This window comes from Microbacterium sp. NPDC087592 (assembly GCF_044743585.1).
Taxonomy (GTDB): Bacteria; Actinomycetota; Actinomycetes; order Actinomycetales; family Microbacteriaceae; genus Microbacterium.
On record NZ_JBIUWT010000001.1, the window covers coordinates 1,186,564 to 1,204,270 of the forward strand.

The following is a 17,707-nucleotide window of genomic DNA, read 5'->3' on the forward strand; positions in this document are numbered from 1 at the left end:
ATCAGGGCATCGCCGGGGCGGGCGAGCACACGCCCGCCCCGGCGATCACGGTCTAGCGAACGGTGACCGTGGTGCGCGCGTTGTGCCGCCGCACGCGGAGGATCACCATCACCACACCGGCGAGGATCAGCAGTCCGAGCACCGACGAGATGACGATCTGCCACACCACCCAGGCGGGCGGGGTGTAGGCGACCGTCGCGCCCGGCGCCAGTCCGTCCATCGCGTTGGAGTTCGCGACGGTGAACAGGATGTTGTGCGTCGAGTCACGGATGTCGGCGACCGCCTTGGCGGAGCTGGCGTCGTTGAACGACTTCGACGGCTGGAAGGTCAGCATCAGGTCGGACCCGGCATGGATGCCCTCGTTGGGGTTCATGTACGGGTACAGGTTGAAGTCCGTGATGGCGAAGCCCTCGAACCCCCACTCGCCGCGCAGCACCGTGTCCATGAGCGCGACCGAGCCGCCGGCCCACGTGGCGCCGATGCGGTTGAACGAGCTCATGATGCCGGCTGCACCGATCGTGGTCTCCGACACCGTGCCCTCGTGATCCGAGAGGTACTTCACGTCCATCGAGATGTTCTTGATCCCGATCTCGAACGGCTTGAGGTAGACCTCGCGGATCGCCTGCTCGGTGGCCCAGGTCGCGATGCCGTTGTTGACGCGGTTCGTCTCCTGCTCGTTCATCGCATAGTGCTTGATCGTCGTGTAGACGCCCTTGGTGCCGACGCCGTTCGCGACGGCGGTGAGCATCTGACCGGACAGCAGCGGGTCTTCCGAGTAGTACTCGAAGTTGCGGCCGGCGAACGGCGAGCGGTGCAGGTTGACCGCGGGTGCGTACCAGCCGTTGATGTCCTTGAACAGCGCCTCGTTGCCGAGCATGACGCCCATGGCCGTGCCGAGGTCGACGTCCCACGTCTGTGCGATGAGCACCTCCGACGGGTAGGCGGTGCCGTTGATGGCCGAGTTGATGAACGATGAGAACCCGGCGGGTCCGTCCGGCTCCAGCGTCTGCGGCTTGCCGATCGAGCCGATCGCGGCGGTCTGGTACGCGCCGTTGAGGAGCATCGCCGTCATGTCGTTCACGCTCAGCGAGTCGAGCAGCTCGTCCCACTTCGGGTCGTCCTTGGCGAGGCCGCGCATGTCGATCAACGAGAGGTCGCTGCCCGCGCCGGTCGTGGGCATGTCGCCCTCGAAGGCCTCGGCCGCACCCTCGTGGTCCCACACGGCGAAGCCGTCGGCGACCGCGTCGTCGGCGACCAGCATGTCGCCGGTCGGAGCCGTCGGGAAGGTGCCGGCGAAGTCCGCGCGGGACATCACCGGGATCTTGCCGGCCTCACCGGTGGTGGTGAACTGTGCCGACACGTCATCGAACTGGTTCGTGACGGCCTCGAGGTCGGATGCGCGGTGGTCGTCGCCGGTGTAGACGACGTCTTCGCTCACGGTGTACGCGATCGGCTGGGTGCCGGCGGCGACCGTGTGCGAGTCCTCGCGGACGCTGAGGACGTAGTCGCCCGCATCCAGGACGTAGGCCTTCTCGTCGAGGTAGTCGTACGACGCCATGTCCTCGACGGCGAGCTCGATCGTCACCGACTCGGTCGCGCCGGGCGCGATGTCGCCGGTCTTGGCGAAGCCGCCGAGCACGACGGCCGACTTCTCGACGCCGCCGGGCGTGTACGGGGCGGAGTAGTACAGCTGCACCACATCACGGCCCGCGACCGCACCCGTGTTGGTCACGTCGACCGTCACCGCGATGGTGCCGTCGACGTCACCGAGCTCGGTGTTCGACACCGCCCAGGAGAAGTCCGTGTAGCTGAGCCCGTGGCCGAAGGGGTAGACGACGGCGGCGTCGTAGTCGATGAACCCTTCGACCGCCGCGGTCTCGTAGTAGCGGTAGCCGACGTAGATGCCCTCGGCGTAGTTGACGAACGGCGCCTCGTCGGTGACGGTCGCGTTCGACGTCGCGCTCTCGGTGACCGGCACCGGGTAGTTCGGTGCGACGTTGTCGTAGAGGAAGTTGCCGAAGTTGACGAAGGTCGGGTCAGCGGTGAAGTCGGCCGCCCACAGGTCGACCGTGCGACCGGAGGGGTTGACCTCGCCGTTCAGGATGCGTCCGAGTGCGTTGAACGCGGTCGATCCGGGCGAGCCGGCGAGGAGGATCGCGTCGACGCCCTGGTCGTTCTGCAGGTCTCCGAGCTCTAGCGTGGTCGAGGCGTTGATGACGACCACGACCTTCTCGAAGCTCTGCTTGGCGAGGTCGAGCAGGTCGCGCTCGTCCTTGTTGAGCTCGAGCTGGTGCTGGCCGGGCTGGGCGTTGTCGTCCCAGTCGGTCATGTCCTGCGTGAGGTCGCCGCCCTCGCCGCCGGGGCGCCCGATGAAGACGACGGCCGCGTCGCCGAACTGCGCGAACGTCGAGGCCTGCTCCTGGTATCCGGCGATCGGCATCTCGCCGATGTTGTAGGTGGAGATGTCGGGACGGTCCATCTCGATGTAGCCGCGCGGGTTCTCGGCCGCGTAGGCCTCGATGGCCGCGTAGGCGGGGTCGTTGACGGCGAAGCCGGCGTTCTCGAGACCCATGCGCGCCGTGACGGCGGAGTTGGTGTCGACCGAGCCGGAACCGGAACCGCCGTAGACGGGGTCGGCAGCGGCACGACCCAGCATGGTGAGCTGCGCGCCGGAGGCGAGCGGGAGGGCTGCGCCGTCGTTCTTCGCGAGGACGATGCCGCCGGCACCGATCTCCTCGACGAGCCCGAGGGCTGCGGCATCCACCGCTTCGAGGTCGGGGTAGTCGGCCTCGTAGTACTCGGTGTCCCAGTCTTCGGACTCTTCGGAGTTCGTGAACGTGTAGGTGCCCGAACCGAGCTGCGAGGCGATCCATCCGGTGGCCACGTTCATGGCGACGTTGGCGACCACGACCACGACGGTCACGAGCGCGAGCAGGGGTACCCAGATCCACAGGTACTTCTTGTTGGACATCGGCATCGCGCTCGCCTTGTCCTTGGCCGTTCGGGCGTTCACTTCGGTTCTCCTTCGGTACTGCGATTACGGGTTGTGGAGGGAGGGCCGCCGACGCCGGCGACGCCCGGAGGCGTGCGGGTCGGCGGCCGCTCCGTCACTCCGAGGCCTGAGTGATGTTGCCGTCCTGGTCGATCTGCCAAGTCTCACCCGTCTCGGCGGACTCCGCCTCGATGACGTACTTGCCGTCGGCGATGTCGACCGTGCCGGTCACGCGCTTCGCCGCCTCGCTCTTGACGAACGGCATCACCAGGAGGCCGTACTTCTGCGTCGGCTGCTTGACGTCACCGGCGAGCATGACCTGCTTCCAGCTCGGGTCCTCGGCGAGCGCGTCGACGATCGCCTGACGGGCCGTCTCGAGGTCGGCGGTGACGTCGGAGGTCTCGGACTTCGAGCCGCTCTCGCTGCTCTCGCTGTTCGAGCTGTTCGAGCCACCCGTCGTGGTGCCCGCGTCGCCCGCGCACCCGGCCAGGCCGAAGGTGCCGGTGGCGAGGATGACCGCCGCGAGGACTCCCGCGCGCAGCTTGGTGCTGTTCATTTCTGCTCCTTTTCCTGTCCGACGGGGCGCCCCGTCGGGTTCTGCATCGACGGCATGGCCGGCGTGATCATGCGCCGGCCATGCCTGTGGCGATCTCCGCCTACTTCTTGATCACTCCCGAGTAGTTCAAGCCGAAGCCGAACTTCCAGTCGTTGCCCTCGGCGTCGACATACGTGTCCATGTCCTCCGGCACGTCTTCGAGCTGTGCTTCGACCGCGTCCATGTCGAGCGGGAAGCCGATCGGCAGACGCCCCTGGGGCTCGTGCGCACCGGCCGCGACCGTCAGGGTCGCCTCGTCGCTCACGCCGAACCCGACGAGGACCACGTTCGACTTCGCCTCGAACTCCGCCGGGACGACGGGGTTGTTGGCCTTGACGACCGTGACGACGGGGATGTCGGCTCCGCTGGCCTCGACCGCGGCGACCGCACGGTTGAACGCGTCGATGTCGGCGGCGTTCGAGATGCGCGAGGTGTTGCCGAAGTACGAGCGGTTCTCCTTCGATCCGTCGGCAAGCACGTCGCCGCTGATCGAGGTCTTGCGCACGTTGTCGCCGTCGGCCGTGTACGGCGCCCACTGCAGCGAGAACGGGTACCACTCACCCGATTCGGCGTCGTGGCCGGCGGCCGAGAAGTTGTTGCCGTTGTTCGGCGAGCGCAGACCCACGAACACGGCATCCACATCGCTGAGGTCGGGCGCGGTCATCGAGACGACCTTGCCGTCGGCGTCGAGCTCGACGGTGTCGGTGACGACCTTGCCGAAGATGCCCTCGGCCGCTTCGATGCTCAGCGTCGCGCCCTCGGAGTACTCCGGCGGCCCGAAGAGACCGGGGCTGCCCACGTCGAACGTGTGCGGGATGTACACGGTCTTGTCCGACCAGTCGGCGTCCTCCGCGACGGTGCCGTCGTTCTTCAGCATCACGACCGAGTCGAGCTGGGCATCGAAGCCGGCCTCGACGTTGGCCTTGCTGCCGACCGTCTTCTCGGACTTCTCGAGGTCGACGAACGGGCTGTCGAACAGTCCGGGCGCGAAGTAGGCGGTGAGGATGCGGGCACCGGACTCCGCCCAGCGGGCGTCGGCGTCCTGGTCGACCTCGCCGGCCTCGAACCGCTCGTTCCAGAGGTCGTAGGCCTGGAGGAGGAAGGTCGCGTCGTTGACGCCGCCGAACATGTCGACGCCGTTCTGGAGCACCGTGAAGTACCGTTCGACCGGGTCCATGTCCTCGGCACCCCACGCGGTGGCGATGAACGCCTCCGGGTCGTTCGCGCCGGTCATGACGCCCCAGTCGGTGACGATCGCCCCGGTGAAGCCGACCTCGTCGCGGATCATCTTCAGCGCCTCGGCGTTGTACGCCGTGCCGACGGCCTTGTCGCCGAGCAGCGGGTTGCCCTCGCCGTCCAGCATGATCGAGTAGTTCGTCATCATGCCGAGCGAGTCCGATGCCGCGGCGAACACGGAGGCGTGCTCTTCGAGGTTGTCGCCGGGGAAGACCTCGTACTTGCCGACGGCCGTGTGCGACTCGCGGCCGCCCTCGCCCGCACCGTCACCCGGTGCGTGCTTGATGGTGGTCGGGACGGAGTCGGTGCCCCATCCGATGTTCTCGCCGTCTTCGTCGTAGGTGCTCTGGAAGCCGGTGACGTAGGCCGCGGCCAGCTCCTTCGCGAGCTCGGAGTCCTCGCCGAGGGTGCCGGAGACGCGCAGCCAGCGCGGCTCGGTGGCGAGGTCGATCTGCGGGCTGAGGGCGTTCGAGATGCCCAGCGCGCGGTACTCCGAGGAGACCACGCGGCCGAACTCCTCCATGGTCTCGGCCGAGAAGGTCGACGCGAGGCCCAGGACCGACGGCCAGAGCGAGACGCCGGATCCGGTCTCGGTGTAGGTCGAGTTGGACTGCGCCTCGGAGCGGGGGTCGGACGAGAAGTTCGCCGGGATGTAGGGCAGCTCGGGGGTGGCGAGGCTCTCGACGTGGGCCTGGATCGCGTTGACCCAGGTGACGTTCTCCTCGACGTCCGAGCCACCGGCGTTGAGCACGTTGCGCAGGTTGTCCTCGGAGAGGTAGGTCTTCTGCGCGTCGGTCAGACCGTCGCCCGGCGACCGCTCGTGCGAGCTGAAGAGCATCAGACCGGAGATCTGCTCGGCGGTGAGCGTCTCGGCGTAGGCGGCTGCGCGCTCGGCCGGCGTGACGCGCCAGTCCTCGAACGTGTCCAGCTCGTCATTGCCGTTCAGGTCCTTGAACGCGTAGGTCGAGCCGTTCTCCTCCACCTCGAGGATCTCGATCGAGCTGTCGGCGGAATACGACAGCGTGGCGCCGCCGTGGGGGTTCTCGATGACCACGAAGTCCGTGGTGCCGTCCGTCGCATCGCGCGACGTGTACGCTGCTGGCTCTTCCGATCCGGACGTGCATCCGGCGAGGGTCAGCGCGAGGCCGAAGCCCGTGACCAGCGCGATCCCCTTCTTTGGCATGGCCTTCATTGGCCGTTCCTTTCGTCATCGACAGACATCCGCACGCGCCGTGCGCGAGGATGCTGGCCCCGCCTCTGGGGCCGTAGCCGTGACCGTCGCACTGCGAAGCCGCCGGGCATGCCGGTGATCGCACAGTCGGGACGGTTGTGCTGAATCGATCGTTCTACGGGCGGCTCATCGGGCGAGCGCGGAACGCACGATCGGTCGTTTCCGTCACATGTTCTGTCATCCGGGCCCGGAAATCCGCGGATTTCGTGACAGTTCCGTGACCTGTTCCGTGACCTGATCCGCGACCTCTCGCCCCGCTCCCGGATTCATTCACATGAATCCATCACCGATATTCAGGCGTAGGCTGGAGAGAAGGACGGACCGTCCGAGAAGATCTCCCGGCACCGTGACCGCCCGGAAGTGGAGTCACTCGTGGCTCAGTACGACGTCTCGAACCGCTCGGCGATCGTGACGGGAGCAGGCAGCGGAATCGGACGCTCGACCGCCCTCCTGCTGGCGAAGAACGGCGCATCGGTCGTGGTCAACGACCTGAACGCCGAGCACGCGAACGCGGTCGTCGAAGAGATCCGCGCCGCCGGCGGCATCGCGGAGGCCTCGGTCGGCGATGCCACGGATGCGGCCTGGATCGCCTCCTCGATCGAACTCGCGAACTCCCTCGCCCCGCTGCGCATCGGCGTCAACAACGCCGGCATCGGCGGCGCATCCGCCCCCACCGCGGAGTACGAGGACGAGGCCTGGGACAAGGTCATCGCGATCAACCTCAACGCGGTGTTCCGCAACATGAAGGCGCAGATCCCGTCGATCCTCGCGAACGGCGGCGGATCGGTCGTGAACATCGCCTCGATCCTCGGCAGCGTCGGCTTCGCCGGATCCCCCGCGTACGTCGCCGCGAAGCACGCGGTCGTCGGCATGACGAAGTCCGCCGCGCTCGAGTACTCGGCGCAGGGCGTGCGCGTGAACTCGGTGGGACCCGGCTTCATCGACACCCCGCTGCTGGCGAACATGGGTGACGAGGCGAAGGACTTCCTCGTGTCGAAGCACCCGATCGGACGCCTGGGCCAGGCCGACGAGGTCGCGAACCTCATCGTGTTCCTCGCCAGCGACGCCGCGAGCTTCGTCACCGGCAGCTACCACCTGGTCGACGGCGGATACACCGCGCTCTGATCGAATGGCATCCGGTCCCGGGACCCGATTCCCGGTGACCGGATGCCATCCACAGCGACGTACCCCCCGAAACGTCGCTGTGCACCTCCCGCCCGCGGGCCGCACCGCTTTGCCCAGGATGCGCCGGCGAGGGAGGCGAGTCTGCAGTCAGGCGACCGCGTGCATGGTCGGGAGCGCGGACCACAGCGGCGCGAAGTCGATGTCTGTGAGGTCCAGCCCCCCGGCCGTGCTCGCCGCGGCCATCATCTTGACCAGCATCGGCCGCTCGAGCTCGACGTCCTCATCGAGCGTGAAGCGCACCGGGATCGACGCGTGCATCCACAGCGTCTCGGTGGCCGCACCCGCCGTGCGCAGCGTGAGCGGAAACGACTCGCCGCGGCGCAGCTTGGTGACGGTGACGAGCCTCAGGTGCGCGAGCACCCGATCGTCCACCTCCACGATCTGCGAATCACCGGCGTAGCTGAGCTGACCCATGGCACCCCCTCGAGAAATATCTTCATCAATTAGATTACTAGTTTAACTAGCTAAATGGTAACCGACGTATCGGGGGCCTCTCCGACCGTCATCGATCGCCACAGACCGTCACCGACGGAGGCGGCGCGGGGCGAGGAGCCGAAGCTAGCTCCGGGACGACTCTGCGAGCTCGGAGATCTCCTCCGTGAGGCGACGGAGGAACCGGGAGATCACGGAGAGCTGCTCCGGCGTGAATTCGCTCTCGATGTCGGCGACCCGCCGGGAGATCTCGTCTGCGGGCGAGTGCAGGTCGCGCAACGACGGGCGGAGGATCTTCGACCGTGCGTCATCCGGGTGCACGGAGACGACGATGTGCCCGCGTGCGGTGAGCCGGCGGATCAAGGCGGTGACCGCTGCGGTGCTCACCCCCAGATGCTGGGCGAGATCGCCGGGCGTGACCGGCCGGTCAAGGGGCGCATCCGCGATGAAGCCCATGGCAGCACGGTCGGTCTCATTGGGCTGACGCTCGGCTGCGAGACGGCGTCCGAGCCTGGCGTCGACGCGGCGCAGAGCCTCGACTTCGCGCGCGAGTTCCCGCGTCGCGATCTCCAGCTTCGCCCCCATCACACCCTCGCCTTCCCCTGGCGGCCCATGTTACCTCGATCGCCTGATTACCGGTTCGTCTAGCGAAATCGGTCGATCATCAGGGGCTTCCGACGATGAGAGGATGGAATCACGACGAGAAGGGACGTCATGGTCGAGCCCATAGACCTCACGGACGAGCGGTACATCGGCTTCGCCGACCTGCTCGATCACCTCCACGCGCAGTTCCCCACCGTCGCCCGGGATCGCATCGCGCGCATCATCGAGGCCGAGAACGACGCCATCACCGGCGGCTTCCTCCTCGTCGTCCCCGCCGAGGTGGCGACCGGCGCGATCGAGATGCTCGAACTCAGCACGGCACGCACCCTCGACGACGGAGAGGGGGTGGCGTGATGGCCGAACCTCAGGACCACGCCCGCTCCGGATACTGGTACCCCGACGGCGAGAGCACGAGCACCATCGACGTGCTGAACATGCTGCGCCGCTACCGCGCAGCGGAGACCGCGATGCGTGAGCGCACCCGCATCTCCATGGGCATGAACGAGACCGACCTCATGGCCCTGCGATTCCTCCTGCGGGAGCAGCGGGCCGGCAGGATCGTGCGCGCGATCGACATCGCCCGGATGCTCAACATCTCGACCGCATCGACCACGACGCTCATCGACCGCCTCGAGAAGGGCGGTCATGTCCGCCGTGAGGCGCACCCCACCGACCGCCGGGCAGGGGTCGTCGTCCCGACCGTCAGCAGTGATGAAGAGGTGCGCGCCACGCTGGGGGCGATGCACCACCGCATGCTCACGCTCGTCGACGAGCTCTCCGACCAGGAGCGGGCCGTCGTCACCCGGTTCCTCGCCGGGATGACGGCTGCGATCGAAGAGGCATCCGACCTCGACGAGGAGCTGCGCGACGTGATCCGCGACCAGGCGGGGCCCGAAGCGGAGTGACGGCTACAGGCCTTCCGCGATCTCCTTGATCGCGGCGAGGCGACGGTCCCACTCACGGCCGATCACGTCGAGCTTCGCGGCGGTGGCGGAGAGCTCGGCGCCAACGACGCGGAAGCGCACCTCGCGACCGACGCGCACGGGCTCGACCAGGCCGACCTCCTGCAGGACGGCGAGGTGCTTCGCGATCGCCTGTCGAGACACCGGAAGGCGCCCGGCGAGGGCGGATGCCGAAGCATCCCCCTCGCCGAGAGCCGTCAGGATGCTCCAGCGCGTCTCGTCCGCGAGCGCCGCGAACATGGGCAGCAGCGTCTCTGTGGTCACGCTTCGCCTTCCACCAGGGCGACCATCTTGTCGAGCTCCAGGTCCCAGCCCGTGCGGTGCGACTCGAGGTTGCCGCGCGGGTCGGACGTGCGCTCGAAACCGCTCTCGACGACCGTCAGGCGGGTGCCGCCGTCGGATTCCTCGAGCGTGAAGGTGAAGACGGTCGAGGTCGCCTCGTCGATGCTGTCGGGGAGCTTCCCGAGGGCGTCGTCGTTGTTCCAGCGGTACGTGATGCGCCGCGGCTCGTCGTACTCGTCGACCCGCAGCGGGATCACGTCGTAGTCGGGGAACGTCATCGTGCCGGTCGCGCCGACGCCGGTGCCGTCGAGAACGGTGCGCCCGAACCAGCGGGAGACGTGCTCGGGCTCGGCCACCGCTCGCCACACCTTCTCGACGGGTGCCGCGATCTGGATGCTGCGCCGGACGGAGAAGGTCTCCTCGTCGACGACGGATGCCTCGTTGTGGGTCATGTTCACCATGATGGATCCTTTCGGAGTCTCGCGCTGGCCCGGTCGACCAACTGCAACTCCAGAGTTGCACACGGGTTCCGACTGCGCAACCCCCGAGTTGCAGTTTCCAGGGTCACGGCATCCGCACCCGGGCTCCGACCCACCTCCGTCCCACGCCACTTGCAGGACCGATTCACGGATGCAGGACGAAACACCGCGGATCCGTCCTGCATCCGTGCATTCGTCCGACATCTGCACGCGAGTCGGGGACGGACGGGACGGATGCCGGGGCGGATGCCGGATGCCGGGGACGGATGCCGACTACCCCCGCGGGCGGCGCTTCTCCAGGAACCCGGCGAGCAGCACGGCGACGAGGGCGGCGACCGGGGCGACGAGCAGCCCGGCACGCAGGCTCTCCGTCTCGGCGATGTACCCCACGAACGGGGGCGACAGCAGGAACCCGAGGCGCAGCAGCCACGACACGACCGTGAGCCCGACGCCCGCCCGCAGCCCCGGCAGCTCGTCGGCGGCATGCATCGCCGCGGGGATGAGGGTCGCGATGCCGAAGCCGACGGCCGCGAACCCGAGGATCGTGCCCGGGACGGTCGGGAAGGCGAGCGCGAGCGTCATGCCCACCGCCGCGATGATGCCGCCCACTCGCGCGACCCAGCGCTGCCCGAACCGGTCGGTGAGCGGGTCGCCGAGCATCCGGCCGATGAACTGCGCGCCGACCAGGGCGATGAAGCCGAGCGGGGCGATCGCCGCCGCGGCCCCGAGCGAGTCGGCGAGGTACAGGGTCGCCCAGGAGTTGCCGGCATCCTCGGCGACGGCTCCGGCCATCGCGATGAGGGTGAGCGCGATGATCGCGATCACGGTGCGCGGGGTCACGTGGCGACGCAGCGCCCCCGTCACCTCGGCCGGGGCGGCGACGGCATCCGTCTCGGTCTCGTCGTCGCGGCCGGGGAGGCAGAACCGCAGGGCCACGAGGGCGACGGTCGCGAAAACGGCGGTCGAGATGCCGAGGTGCACACCCAGCGGCAGCTGCAGGGCGATCGCGACGGCGGCCATCGCCCCACCGATCACGGCACCGATCGACCAGATCGCGTGGAATCCGTTGATGATCGAGCGTCCGTAGCGCCGCTGCACGCGGAGGCCGTGGGCGTTCTGCGCGACATCCGTGATGGCGTCGGATGCTCCGCCGAGGAACAGCGCGACGGCGAACAGCACCCCCGAAGGGGCGAGGGCGGCGGAGAGCAGGCCGATGCTGGTGAGCACGGTGCCGATCACGGCGATGCGCGCCGAGCCGAACCGGCGGATCAGCACCGCGGCCAGGAGCCCGGCGGCGATGGCACCCGCAGGGAACGCGGCGATCGCGAAGCCGTAGCCGAGGTTGTCGAGTCCGAGTCCGGCCTTGATCTCCGGGTAGCGCGGCAGGATGTTCGCGAACAGCGCCCCGTTGGTCAGGAACAGGGCGGAGACGGCGATGCGGGCGCGCCGGGACGCCCGGTCCGGAGCCGTTCGTCGAATCGATTCGATTGAAGCCATGTCTACGATCGTAACGGCCCGGCGCGTACTCCCTATCCGCACAGACTCGTCGCCACAACCCCGTACCCGCCACCCCCTGCCCGTCGTACGCTCGACCCATGGCCCCACTCACCCAGCCCACCGGCGACGAAGAGGCGCTGCGCGCCCTCCCCCGCGACGACGGATCGGCGCCGCGCGCGCTCGTGCTCGGCGCGACCGGATACGTCGGTGGGCGACTCACCCCGCGGCTGCTCAACGCCGGATATCGCGTGCGGGTGCTGGCACGCGACGCCGCGCGCGCGGCATCCTTCCCCTGGGGTCCCGACTGCGAGATCGTCGAAGGGTCGGCCGACGACGCGGATGCTGTCGCCGCAGCCATGGACGACGTCGACGTCGTGTACTACCTGATCCACTCGATGACCGCCGGCAAGGGGTTCGAGGAGAGCGACGAGCGCGCGGCGACGACGGTGGCCGAGGCCGCGGCCCACGCGGGTGTGCGGCGCATCGTCTACCTCGGCGGACTGCATCCGGACGACGTGAAGCTGTCACCCCATCTGCGCTCCCGCGTGCGTGTCGGCGAGATCTTCCTGCAGTCCGGCGTGCCGACGCTCGTGCTGCAGGCGGGGGTCGTGATCGGGTCGGGGTCGGCGTCGTTCGAGATGATCCGGCACCTCACCGACGTGCTGCCGTACATGCCGGCGCCGAAGTGGGTGCGCAACCGCATCCAGCCGATCGCCGTACGCGACGTGCTGCACTATCTGCTCGGCGCCGCCCGAGTCGACGCCGACGTGAACCGCGCGGTCGACATCGGCGGACCCGACGTGCTGCGCTACGGACAGATGATGAACGGTTACGCGGTCGAGGCCGGTCTGCCCCAGCGTGCGATCGCCGCGCTGCCCGTGCTGACTCCCGGTCTCGCCTCGCACTGGGTCAACCTCGTGACGCCGGTTCCCCGCTCGATCGCCCGCCCGCTCGTGGCGTCGCTGCAGAACGAGTGCATCATGAAGGACCACGCGGTCGACGAGCTGATCCCGCAGCCGGAGGGCGGCCTGACACCGTATCGACGAGCCGTAGACCTGGCGCTCGGGCGGGTCGACGCCGACGCGATCGAGACGAGCTGGCAGGATTCCGAGGTCTCGGGCGCCCCCAGCGACCCGCTGCCGAGCGACCCGGACTGGGCGGGCCGCACGGTCTTCACCGACGCGCGCACGCTCGTCACCTCGGCATCCGTCGACCGGCTGTGGTCCGTGGTGCTGGGCATCGGTGGAACGAACGGCTGGTACTCCTCGCGGTTCCTCTGGGCGGTGCGCGGGCTGATGGACCGCGTGGTCGGCGGGGTGGGCCTGCGCCGCGGTCGCCGCAGTCAGACGGTCGCCCGCGTGGGCGACGCGATCGACTTCTGGCGCGTCGAGGCCGTCGAGGAGCCGGGCGCGGCGACCGAGTCGTCGGCGGCGAGCGGTGGACTGCTGCGGCTCCGTGCCGAGATGAAGGTGCCCGGCGAGGCCTGGCTCGAGCTGCGTGCGCTCCCCGACGCCGCCGGCGCCCGCTACGAGCAGCGGGCGATCTTCTTCCCGCGCGGGCTCAGTGGGCGCCTGTACTGGCTCGCGGTGCTGCCCTTCCACGGGCTGATCTTCGCCAGCATGGCCTCGCGGATCACCGCTGCGGCCGAGAGCGCCTGACGCCGGGAATCACGCCTCCCGCGGTCGCTCCGCATCCGCATCCGCCGCTGCATCCGGCGCCGCATCCGGCGCCGCATCCGGCGCTGCCGAACCGTCGAGCGCCGCGTCGACCACGGCATCCACCTCGGCGGGCGGGATGATGTCGATCGCCTCGGTGGCCGCCTCGTAGACCTCGGCCAGCGTCTCATCGACGGTCGACTCATCGATCCAGGCGAGGTCGTCCTCCGAGTGGTCGTACTCGACGGGCACGAGCGCGAAGTCGTCGCCGTACTCTTCGAGCCCCGCCATCACGCTGTGGCGCACGGCGGCGCGGGCGTAGCGGTCGCGCAGGATCAGCGGATCGCGCCGCAGATCCTTCATGAACGCGATCATCATGAAGCCCATGATGATCGCGAACGGCAGCGCCGCGATGATCGTCACATTCTGCAGCGACTTCAGCCCGCTCCCCTCCTCGCCGGTGACGAGTAGCACGGCCGCGATCACGCCGACCAGGACACCCCAGACGACCGCGACCCAGCGCGCCGGCTCGGGGCGCCCCTGCTGCGAGAGGGTGCCCATCACGAGCGAGGCGGAATCCGCGCCGGTGACGAAGAAGATCGCGATCAGCAGGATGAGCACGATGCTCGTGATCAGCGGGAACGGCAGGTTCTCGAGCACGCCGAACAGCACTTCCTCCGGCGGGTCGACGGCGAGGTTCGCGCCGTCCATCTGCTGCTGGATGGCCGTGGTGCCGAAGATCGCGAACCAGATGAGCGAGATGACCGAGGGCACCACGATGACGACCGACACGAACTGGCGCAGGCTCCGGCCGCGCGAGATCTTCGCGATGAACATGCCGACGAACGGCGACCACGAGATCCACCATGCCCAGTAGAAGATGGTCCAGCTCGACAGGAACGTCTGCGCGGCCTCGCCCTGCGATGCCGACCGGCCGATCATCTGCGGCAGGTCGCCGATGAACTGCACGGCGACCGAGGGGATCACGTTGAGGATGAGCAGCGTCGGTCCGACGAAGAACACGAAGAACGCCAGCAGCAGCGCGACGACGGCGTTGATGTTCGACAGCGCCCGGATGCCCTTGGAGACGCCCGAGACTGCCGAGGCGATGAAGCACGCGGTGAGCACGGCGATGACCGCGATGAGGATGCCGTTGCCGAGCGGGCCGGCGCCGCTGACGATCTCGACGCCGTGCCCGATCTGCAGGGCGCCGAGGCCGAGGGATGCTGCGGTTCCGAAGAGCGTGACGATGATCGAGAAGATGTCGATCGTGCGGCCGAGGGGTCCGGCCGTGCGGCCCTCGCCCAGCAGCGGGGCGAAGATCGACGAGATCAGCGGGGTGCGGCCGCGGCGGTAGGCGCCGTAGGCGATCGCACCACCGACGAGCGCGTAGAACGCCCACGCCTGCGGGCCCCAGTGGTACAGCACCTGCGTCTGCGCCGTGTGCATGGCGTCGAGGGTGCTCGCCTCGACCGTGCCCGGCGGCGGGCTCTCAAAGAAGGTGAGCGGCTCGGCCGCACCCCAGAACACCAGACCGATACCCATGCCAGCGGCGAACAGCATCGAGATCCACGAGAACATCGAGTACTCGGGCTCTTCGTCGTCGCGGCCGAGGGGGATGCGGCCGTAGCGGCTGAAGCCGACGAACAGCATGAACACCAGGATGATCGTGGCGATGGTCGTGAAGAAGAACCCGAAGTACTCCACCACCCAGCCGAGCACGGCCGAGGTCGTGCCCGAGAGGTTGTCGCCGGCGAAGACGCCCCACGCGATGAAGGCGACCGTGAGCGCCACCGCGACGCCGAACACGAGTGCGTCGGTGCGGTAGGTGCGGCCGGTCTCCTCGACCGAGACGCCGGGCACGAGGGCCGGATGCACGCTGCGCGGCGGGACGGCCGCGATGTCGCGGACGATCTTCTTCGCGGCCTCGGTGGCCTTGGCCGGGAGGCGGTTCACGCCCGTGCCGACGACATCCGTGCGGGGGCGCGGCGGGGTGCTTCCTGCGGAGCGTGCGGGCGGCTTCTCGTCAGGGGTCTCCATGGCACACCATCCTGTCACGCGATATACCTGTCGCGTGCCCCGCCTACCGCGGGCCGCGCCCTACCGCGAGCCGCGGCGACCGACGCCGGCGAACACCGAGTGCAGCAGCGGCAGGGCCGAGACGCAGATCAGGGTGATGCCCAGCGGAGGCAGCGAGGGGACGAGCAGGGCACCGCCCACGAGCAGCGCCGCGAACAGCACTCCCGAGGCGATGCGACGCGCGATGCCCTCGAGCCGATCGAGGCGACGCTCGAGCCGCGAGGTGTCGAACGACACGTTGCCGTCGTCGATGCGGGTGATGATCCGGTCGATGCGGCCGGGCAGCTGCCAGGTCGTCGCCATCGTGTCCATCGCCTGGCCCGCGAAAGCCTGCACGATGTTGCCGCTCTCGTCGCGCAGCAGGCGTGCGGCGTAGGGCTCGGCGGCATCCCACACGTTGAACGCCGGGTCGAGTCCGCTGCACATGCCCGAGGTCAGCGAGACCGCGCGGATGAGCAGCAGCATGTTCTCGGGCAGCTGCAGCGGGAGCGAGCGCACCATGTCGCCGAACTCCTCCGCGAAGTCGCGGAACTCCCGGGGATCGACCTTGCTGAGTTCGGCGAAACCCATGCCGCCGAAGCGGGCGAACAGCGCGCTCAGAGCACGTTCGAGCTCGTTGGTGTCGGCCGATGGCAGCAGGACGCCGATCTCCTGGGCGGCGGCGACGAGGCCGCGGCTGTCACGCCCGGCGACCGCGATGAGGAGCGTGCGCAGCCCGTCGCGGAGACTGTCGGGAACCTCGGCCATCATCCCGAAGTCGATGAACGTGAGCTGGAAGTTCCGCCCCGACTCGCCTGCGCCCGCGGGGACCGGCGTCACGAAGATGTTGCCGGGGTGCGGGTCGGCGTGCACGAAGCTGTGCGTGAACACCTGGTCGAACATGACCTCGGCGAACACCGCGGCGACCGCGGACGGGTCGATGCCGGCGGCACGCAGCGCATCCGTGTCATTGATCTTGATCGCGGTGACGTCGGACAGCGTGAGCACCCGACGGGTCGACCGCTCCCACACGATCTCGGGAGCGGCGACGCGCGGGTCGTCGGCGAAGTTCTCGCGGAACCGCTCGGCGCTCGCGGCTTCGTGCAGGTAGTCGATCTCCTCGAGGCTGGTCGCGGCGAACTCCTCGACCAACGCGGGAGCATCGACCCGGTCGGCGACGAGGCGCACGCGGGTCAACCAGCGCGCGACCCGGCGGAGCGCGGCGAGGTCGACCGCGACGATGCCGTCGATGCCCGGCCGCTGCACCTTGACGACGACGTGGCCGAGTCCGGTGTCGGCCGCGTCGAGTGCCGAGAGCCGGGCCCGGTGCACCTGACCGAGGGAGGCCGCCGCGAGCGGAGTGTCGTCGAACCACGCGTAGGCACGCTCGAGCGGGACGCCGAGTTCGGCCTCGGCGAGCGCGCGGATGGCCGCGGTGGGCACGGCCGGCACCTCGTCCTGCAGCCCCTCGAGCTCTTTCGTGATCTCGGGCGGCAGCACGTCGAGGCGCGACGACATGAACTGTCCGACCTTGATCATGAGACCGCCGAGTTCGACCGCGAGCACATGAAAGCGACGCGCGAACGTCTGCATCCGCTGCCCTCGTGTGCGCTCGGCGACCCGGCTCATGCCGAGCCGCGGGAGCACCAGCTCGAACCACCAGATCTTCAGGAACTCCCGGCCCGCGAACGACACGATGCGGCGGTACCTGGCGCGGTGGGCGCCCTGTGCCGCGGCATCCGTCATCGCGTGGTCCTCTCGCAGGCCCTCACCCGATGCCGCACTGCGCGGTCAGTCCTGCGCGAGGATCGAGTACAGCCTACGGCGGGCTTCGTCGAGGATCTCGATGGTCTGCTGCACCTGCTCGGGAGAACCGCTGCGACCGACCTGCGCTGCGGCGGCGGCGAGGTCGACGCCCGCCTTGGGCAGCGCACTGAAGCGGGCGCTGTCACGGTGGCCGTCCTTGCCGGACGACTCCCACGGGGCCGGGGTCTCGGAGCTCTCGTCGGCGACGGCGCGGCCGGCCTCGGTGAGCGAGTAGGTCTTGCGGCCGTTCTGCTCCTCGGCCTCGATGAGTCCTTCATCGGCGAGCAGCTGCAGCGTGGGGTACACGGAGCCGGCACTCGGCTTCCAGGTGCCGCCGCTGCGCTCGGCGATCTCGTTGATGATCTGGTAGCCGTGCATCGGCTTCTCGGCGAGCAGGGAGAGCACGGCCGTGCGGACATCACCGCGGGCCATGCGCGAGCCGCCGGACGGGCGGGGCTCGAACGACTTGCGGAGCTGGTCCATCGCCTCGAAGATCGCGGATGCCGGACCGCCGGGGCCCGTGCCGAAGTTGGCGCCGCCGAAGAGGCCGCCGGGGCCGCCGTTGTTCCCGGAGCCGCTGGTGCCGCCGAACGGGTTGGAGGGGAATGCGTTGTTCATGATGACCTCCTGATGGGGTGAACGATACTCAACGATATGTCGTTCACCCTGAGGATGGGGTGGGAGTTTCAGGAGG

15 protein-coding genes are annotated in these 17,707 nt (G+C 68.9%); 4 read left to right on the top strand and 11 right to left on the bottom strand.

Annotated features, from left to right (window positions below; genetic code table 11):
- Positions 1-52 precede the first annotated feature (52 nt).
- The 3 genes from ACIOTO_RS05625 to ACIOTO_RS05635 form a co-directional block, all read right to left on the bottom strand.
- The gene (locus ACIOTO_RS05625; RefSeq protein WP_400856971.1) at positions 53-3,013 is read right to left on the bottom strand and encodes a glycoside hydrolase family 3 C-terminal domain-containing protein; all 2,961 of its coding nucleotides are present in this window, start codon (positions 3,011-3,013) and stop codon (positions 53-55) included.
- 94 nt (positions 3,014-3,107) lie between these two features.
- Positions 3,108-3,548 carry a hypothetical protein gene (locus ACIOTO_RS05630; protein WP_400856972.1) on the bottom strand — a complete coding sequence of 147 codons (441 nt, stop codon included), beginning with the start codon at positions 3,546-3,548 and terminating at the stop codon, positions 3,108-3,110.
- 100 nt (positions 3,549-3,648) lie between these two features.
- Positions 3,649-6,015 carry a glycoside hydrolase family 3 N-terminal domain-containing protein gene (locus ACIOTO_RS05635; RefSeq protein WP_400856973.1) on the bottom strand — a complete coding sequence of 789 codons (2,367 nt, stop codon included), beginning with the start codon at positions 6,013-6,015 and terminating at the stop codon, positions 3,649-3,651.
- 411 nt (positions 6,016-6,426) lie between these two features.
- Between ACIOTO_RS05635 and ACIOTO_RS05640 the strand changes: the two genes are divergently transcribed.
- The gene (locus ACIOTO_RS05640; protein ID WP_400856974.1) at positions 6,427-7,179 is read left to right on the top strand and encodes an SDR family NAD(P)-dependent oxidoreductase; all 753 of its coding nucleotides are present in this window, start codon (positions 6,427-6,429) and stop codon (positions 7,177-7,179) included.
- A gap of 147 nt (positions 7,180-7,326) precedes the next feature.
- On the opposite strand, the gene ACIOTO_RS05645 is transcribed toward ACIOTO_RS05640, so the two are convergent.
- The gene (locus ACIOTO_RS05645; RefSeq protein WP_029264028.1) at positions 7,327-7,653 is read right to left on the bottom strand and encodes a hypothetical protein; all 327 of its coding nucleotides are present in this window, start codon (positions 7,651-7,653) and stop codon (positions 7,327-7,329) included.
- Positions 7,654-7,797: 144 nt separating this feature from the next.
- On the bottom strand, positions 7,798-8,256 hold the full coding sequence (locus tag ACIOTO_RS05650; protein WP_029264027.1) for a MarR family winged helix-turn-helix transcriptional regulator: 459 nt from the start codon (positions 8,254-8,256) through the stop codon (positions 7,798-7,800).
- A 129-nt stretch (positions 8,257-8,385) separates the two neighbouring features.
- Here ACIOTO_RS05650 and ACIOTO_RS05655 point away from each other — a divergent pair, with 129 nt between their 5' ends.
- Together ACIOTO_RS05655 and ACIOTO_RS05660 are read left to right on the top strand one after the other, a co-directional pair.
- Complete coding sequence (locus tag ACIOTO_RS05655) at positions 8,386-8,628, top strand: hypothetical protein (protein WP_091033026.1); 243 nt, start codon at positions 8,386-8,388, stop codon at positions 8,626-8,628.
- Positions 8,628-9,179 carry a MarR family winged helix-turn-helix transcriptional regulator gene (locus ACIOTO_RS05660; protein WP_029264025.1) on the top strand — a complete coding sequence of 184 codons (552 nt, stop codon included), beginning with the start codon at positions 8,628-8,630 and terminating at the stop codon, positions 9,177-9,179. Before ACIOTO_RS05655 ends, ACIOTO_RS05660 begins: the two co-directional genes overlap by 1 nt.
- A 3-nt stretch (positions 9,180-9,182) precedes the next feature.
- Here the strand turns inward: ACIOTO_RS05660 and ACIOTO_RS05665 are convergent, their stop codons facing one another.
- The 3 genes from ACIOTO_RS05665 to ACIOTO_RS05675 all read right to left on the bottom strand — a co-directional run bounded on the left by ACIOTO_RS05665 (position 9,183) and on the right by ACIOTO_RS05675 (position 11,494).
- A complete protein-coding gene (locus ACIOTO_RS05665) occupies positions 9,183-9,500 on the bottom strand; it encodes a metalloregulator ArsR/SmtB family transcription factor (protein WP_308737263.1) in 318 nt (105 codons plus the stop codon).
- Positions 9,497-9,979, bottom strand: coding sequence for an SRPBCC domain-containing protein (locus tag ACIOTO_RS05670; protein WP_400856975.1), 483 nt, complete (start codon positions 9,977-9,979; stop codon positions 9,497-9,499). The genes ACIOTO_RS05665 and ACIOTO_RS05670 overlap by 4 nt, the downstream gene beginning before the upstream one ends.
- Before the next feature lie 291 nt (positions 9,980-10,270).
- Positions 10,271-11,494, bottom strand: a complete 1,224-nt coding sequence (locus tag ACIOTO_RS05675) for an MFS transporter (protein WP_372468024.1) — start codon at positions 11,492-11,494, stop codon at positions 10,271-10,273.
- Positions 11,495-11,592: 98 nt separating this feature from the next.
- Between ACIOTO_RS05675 and ACIOTO_RS05680 the strand changes: the two genes are divergently transcribed.
- A complete protein-coding gene (locus ACIOTO_RS05680) occupies positions 11,593-13,152 on the top strand; it encodes an SDR family oxidoreductase (RefSeq protein ID WP_372468023.1) in 1,560 nt (519 codons plus the stop codon).
- Between the two features lie 9 nt (positions 13,153-13,161).
- On the opposite strand, the gene ACIOTO_RS05685 is transcribed toward ACIOTO_RS05680, so the two are convergent.
- The 3 genes from ACIOTO_RS05685 to ACIOTO_RS05695 are packed head-to-tail and all read right to left on the bottom strand — an operon-like array spanning position 13,162 to position 17,631.
- Complete coding sequence (locus tag ACIOTO_RS05685; protein WP_400856976.1) at positions 13,162-15,189, bottom strand: BCCT family transporter; 2,028 nt, start codon at positions 15,187-15,189, stop codon at positions 13,162-13,164.
- 60 nt (positions 15,190-15,249) lie between these two features.
- The gene (locus ACIOTO_RS05690) at positions 15,250-16,953 is read right to left on the bottom strand and encodes an ABC1 kinase family protein (RefSeq protein ID WP_400856977.1); all 1,704 of its coding nucleotides are present in this window, start codon (positions 16,951-16,953) and stop codon (positions 15,250-15,252) included.
- 45 nt (positions 16,954-16,998) lie between these two features.
- On the bottom strand, positions 16,999-17,631 hold the full coding sequence (locus tag ACIOTO_RS05695) for a PadR family transcriptional regulator (RefSeq protein ID WP_400856978.1): 633 nt from the start codon (positions 17,629-17,631) through the stop codon (positions 16,999-17,001).
- Positions 17,632-17,707 lie beyond the last annotated feature (76 nt).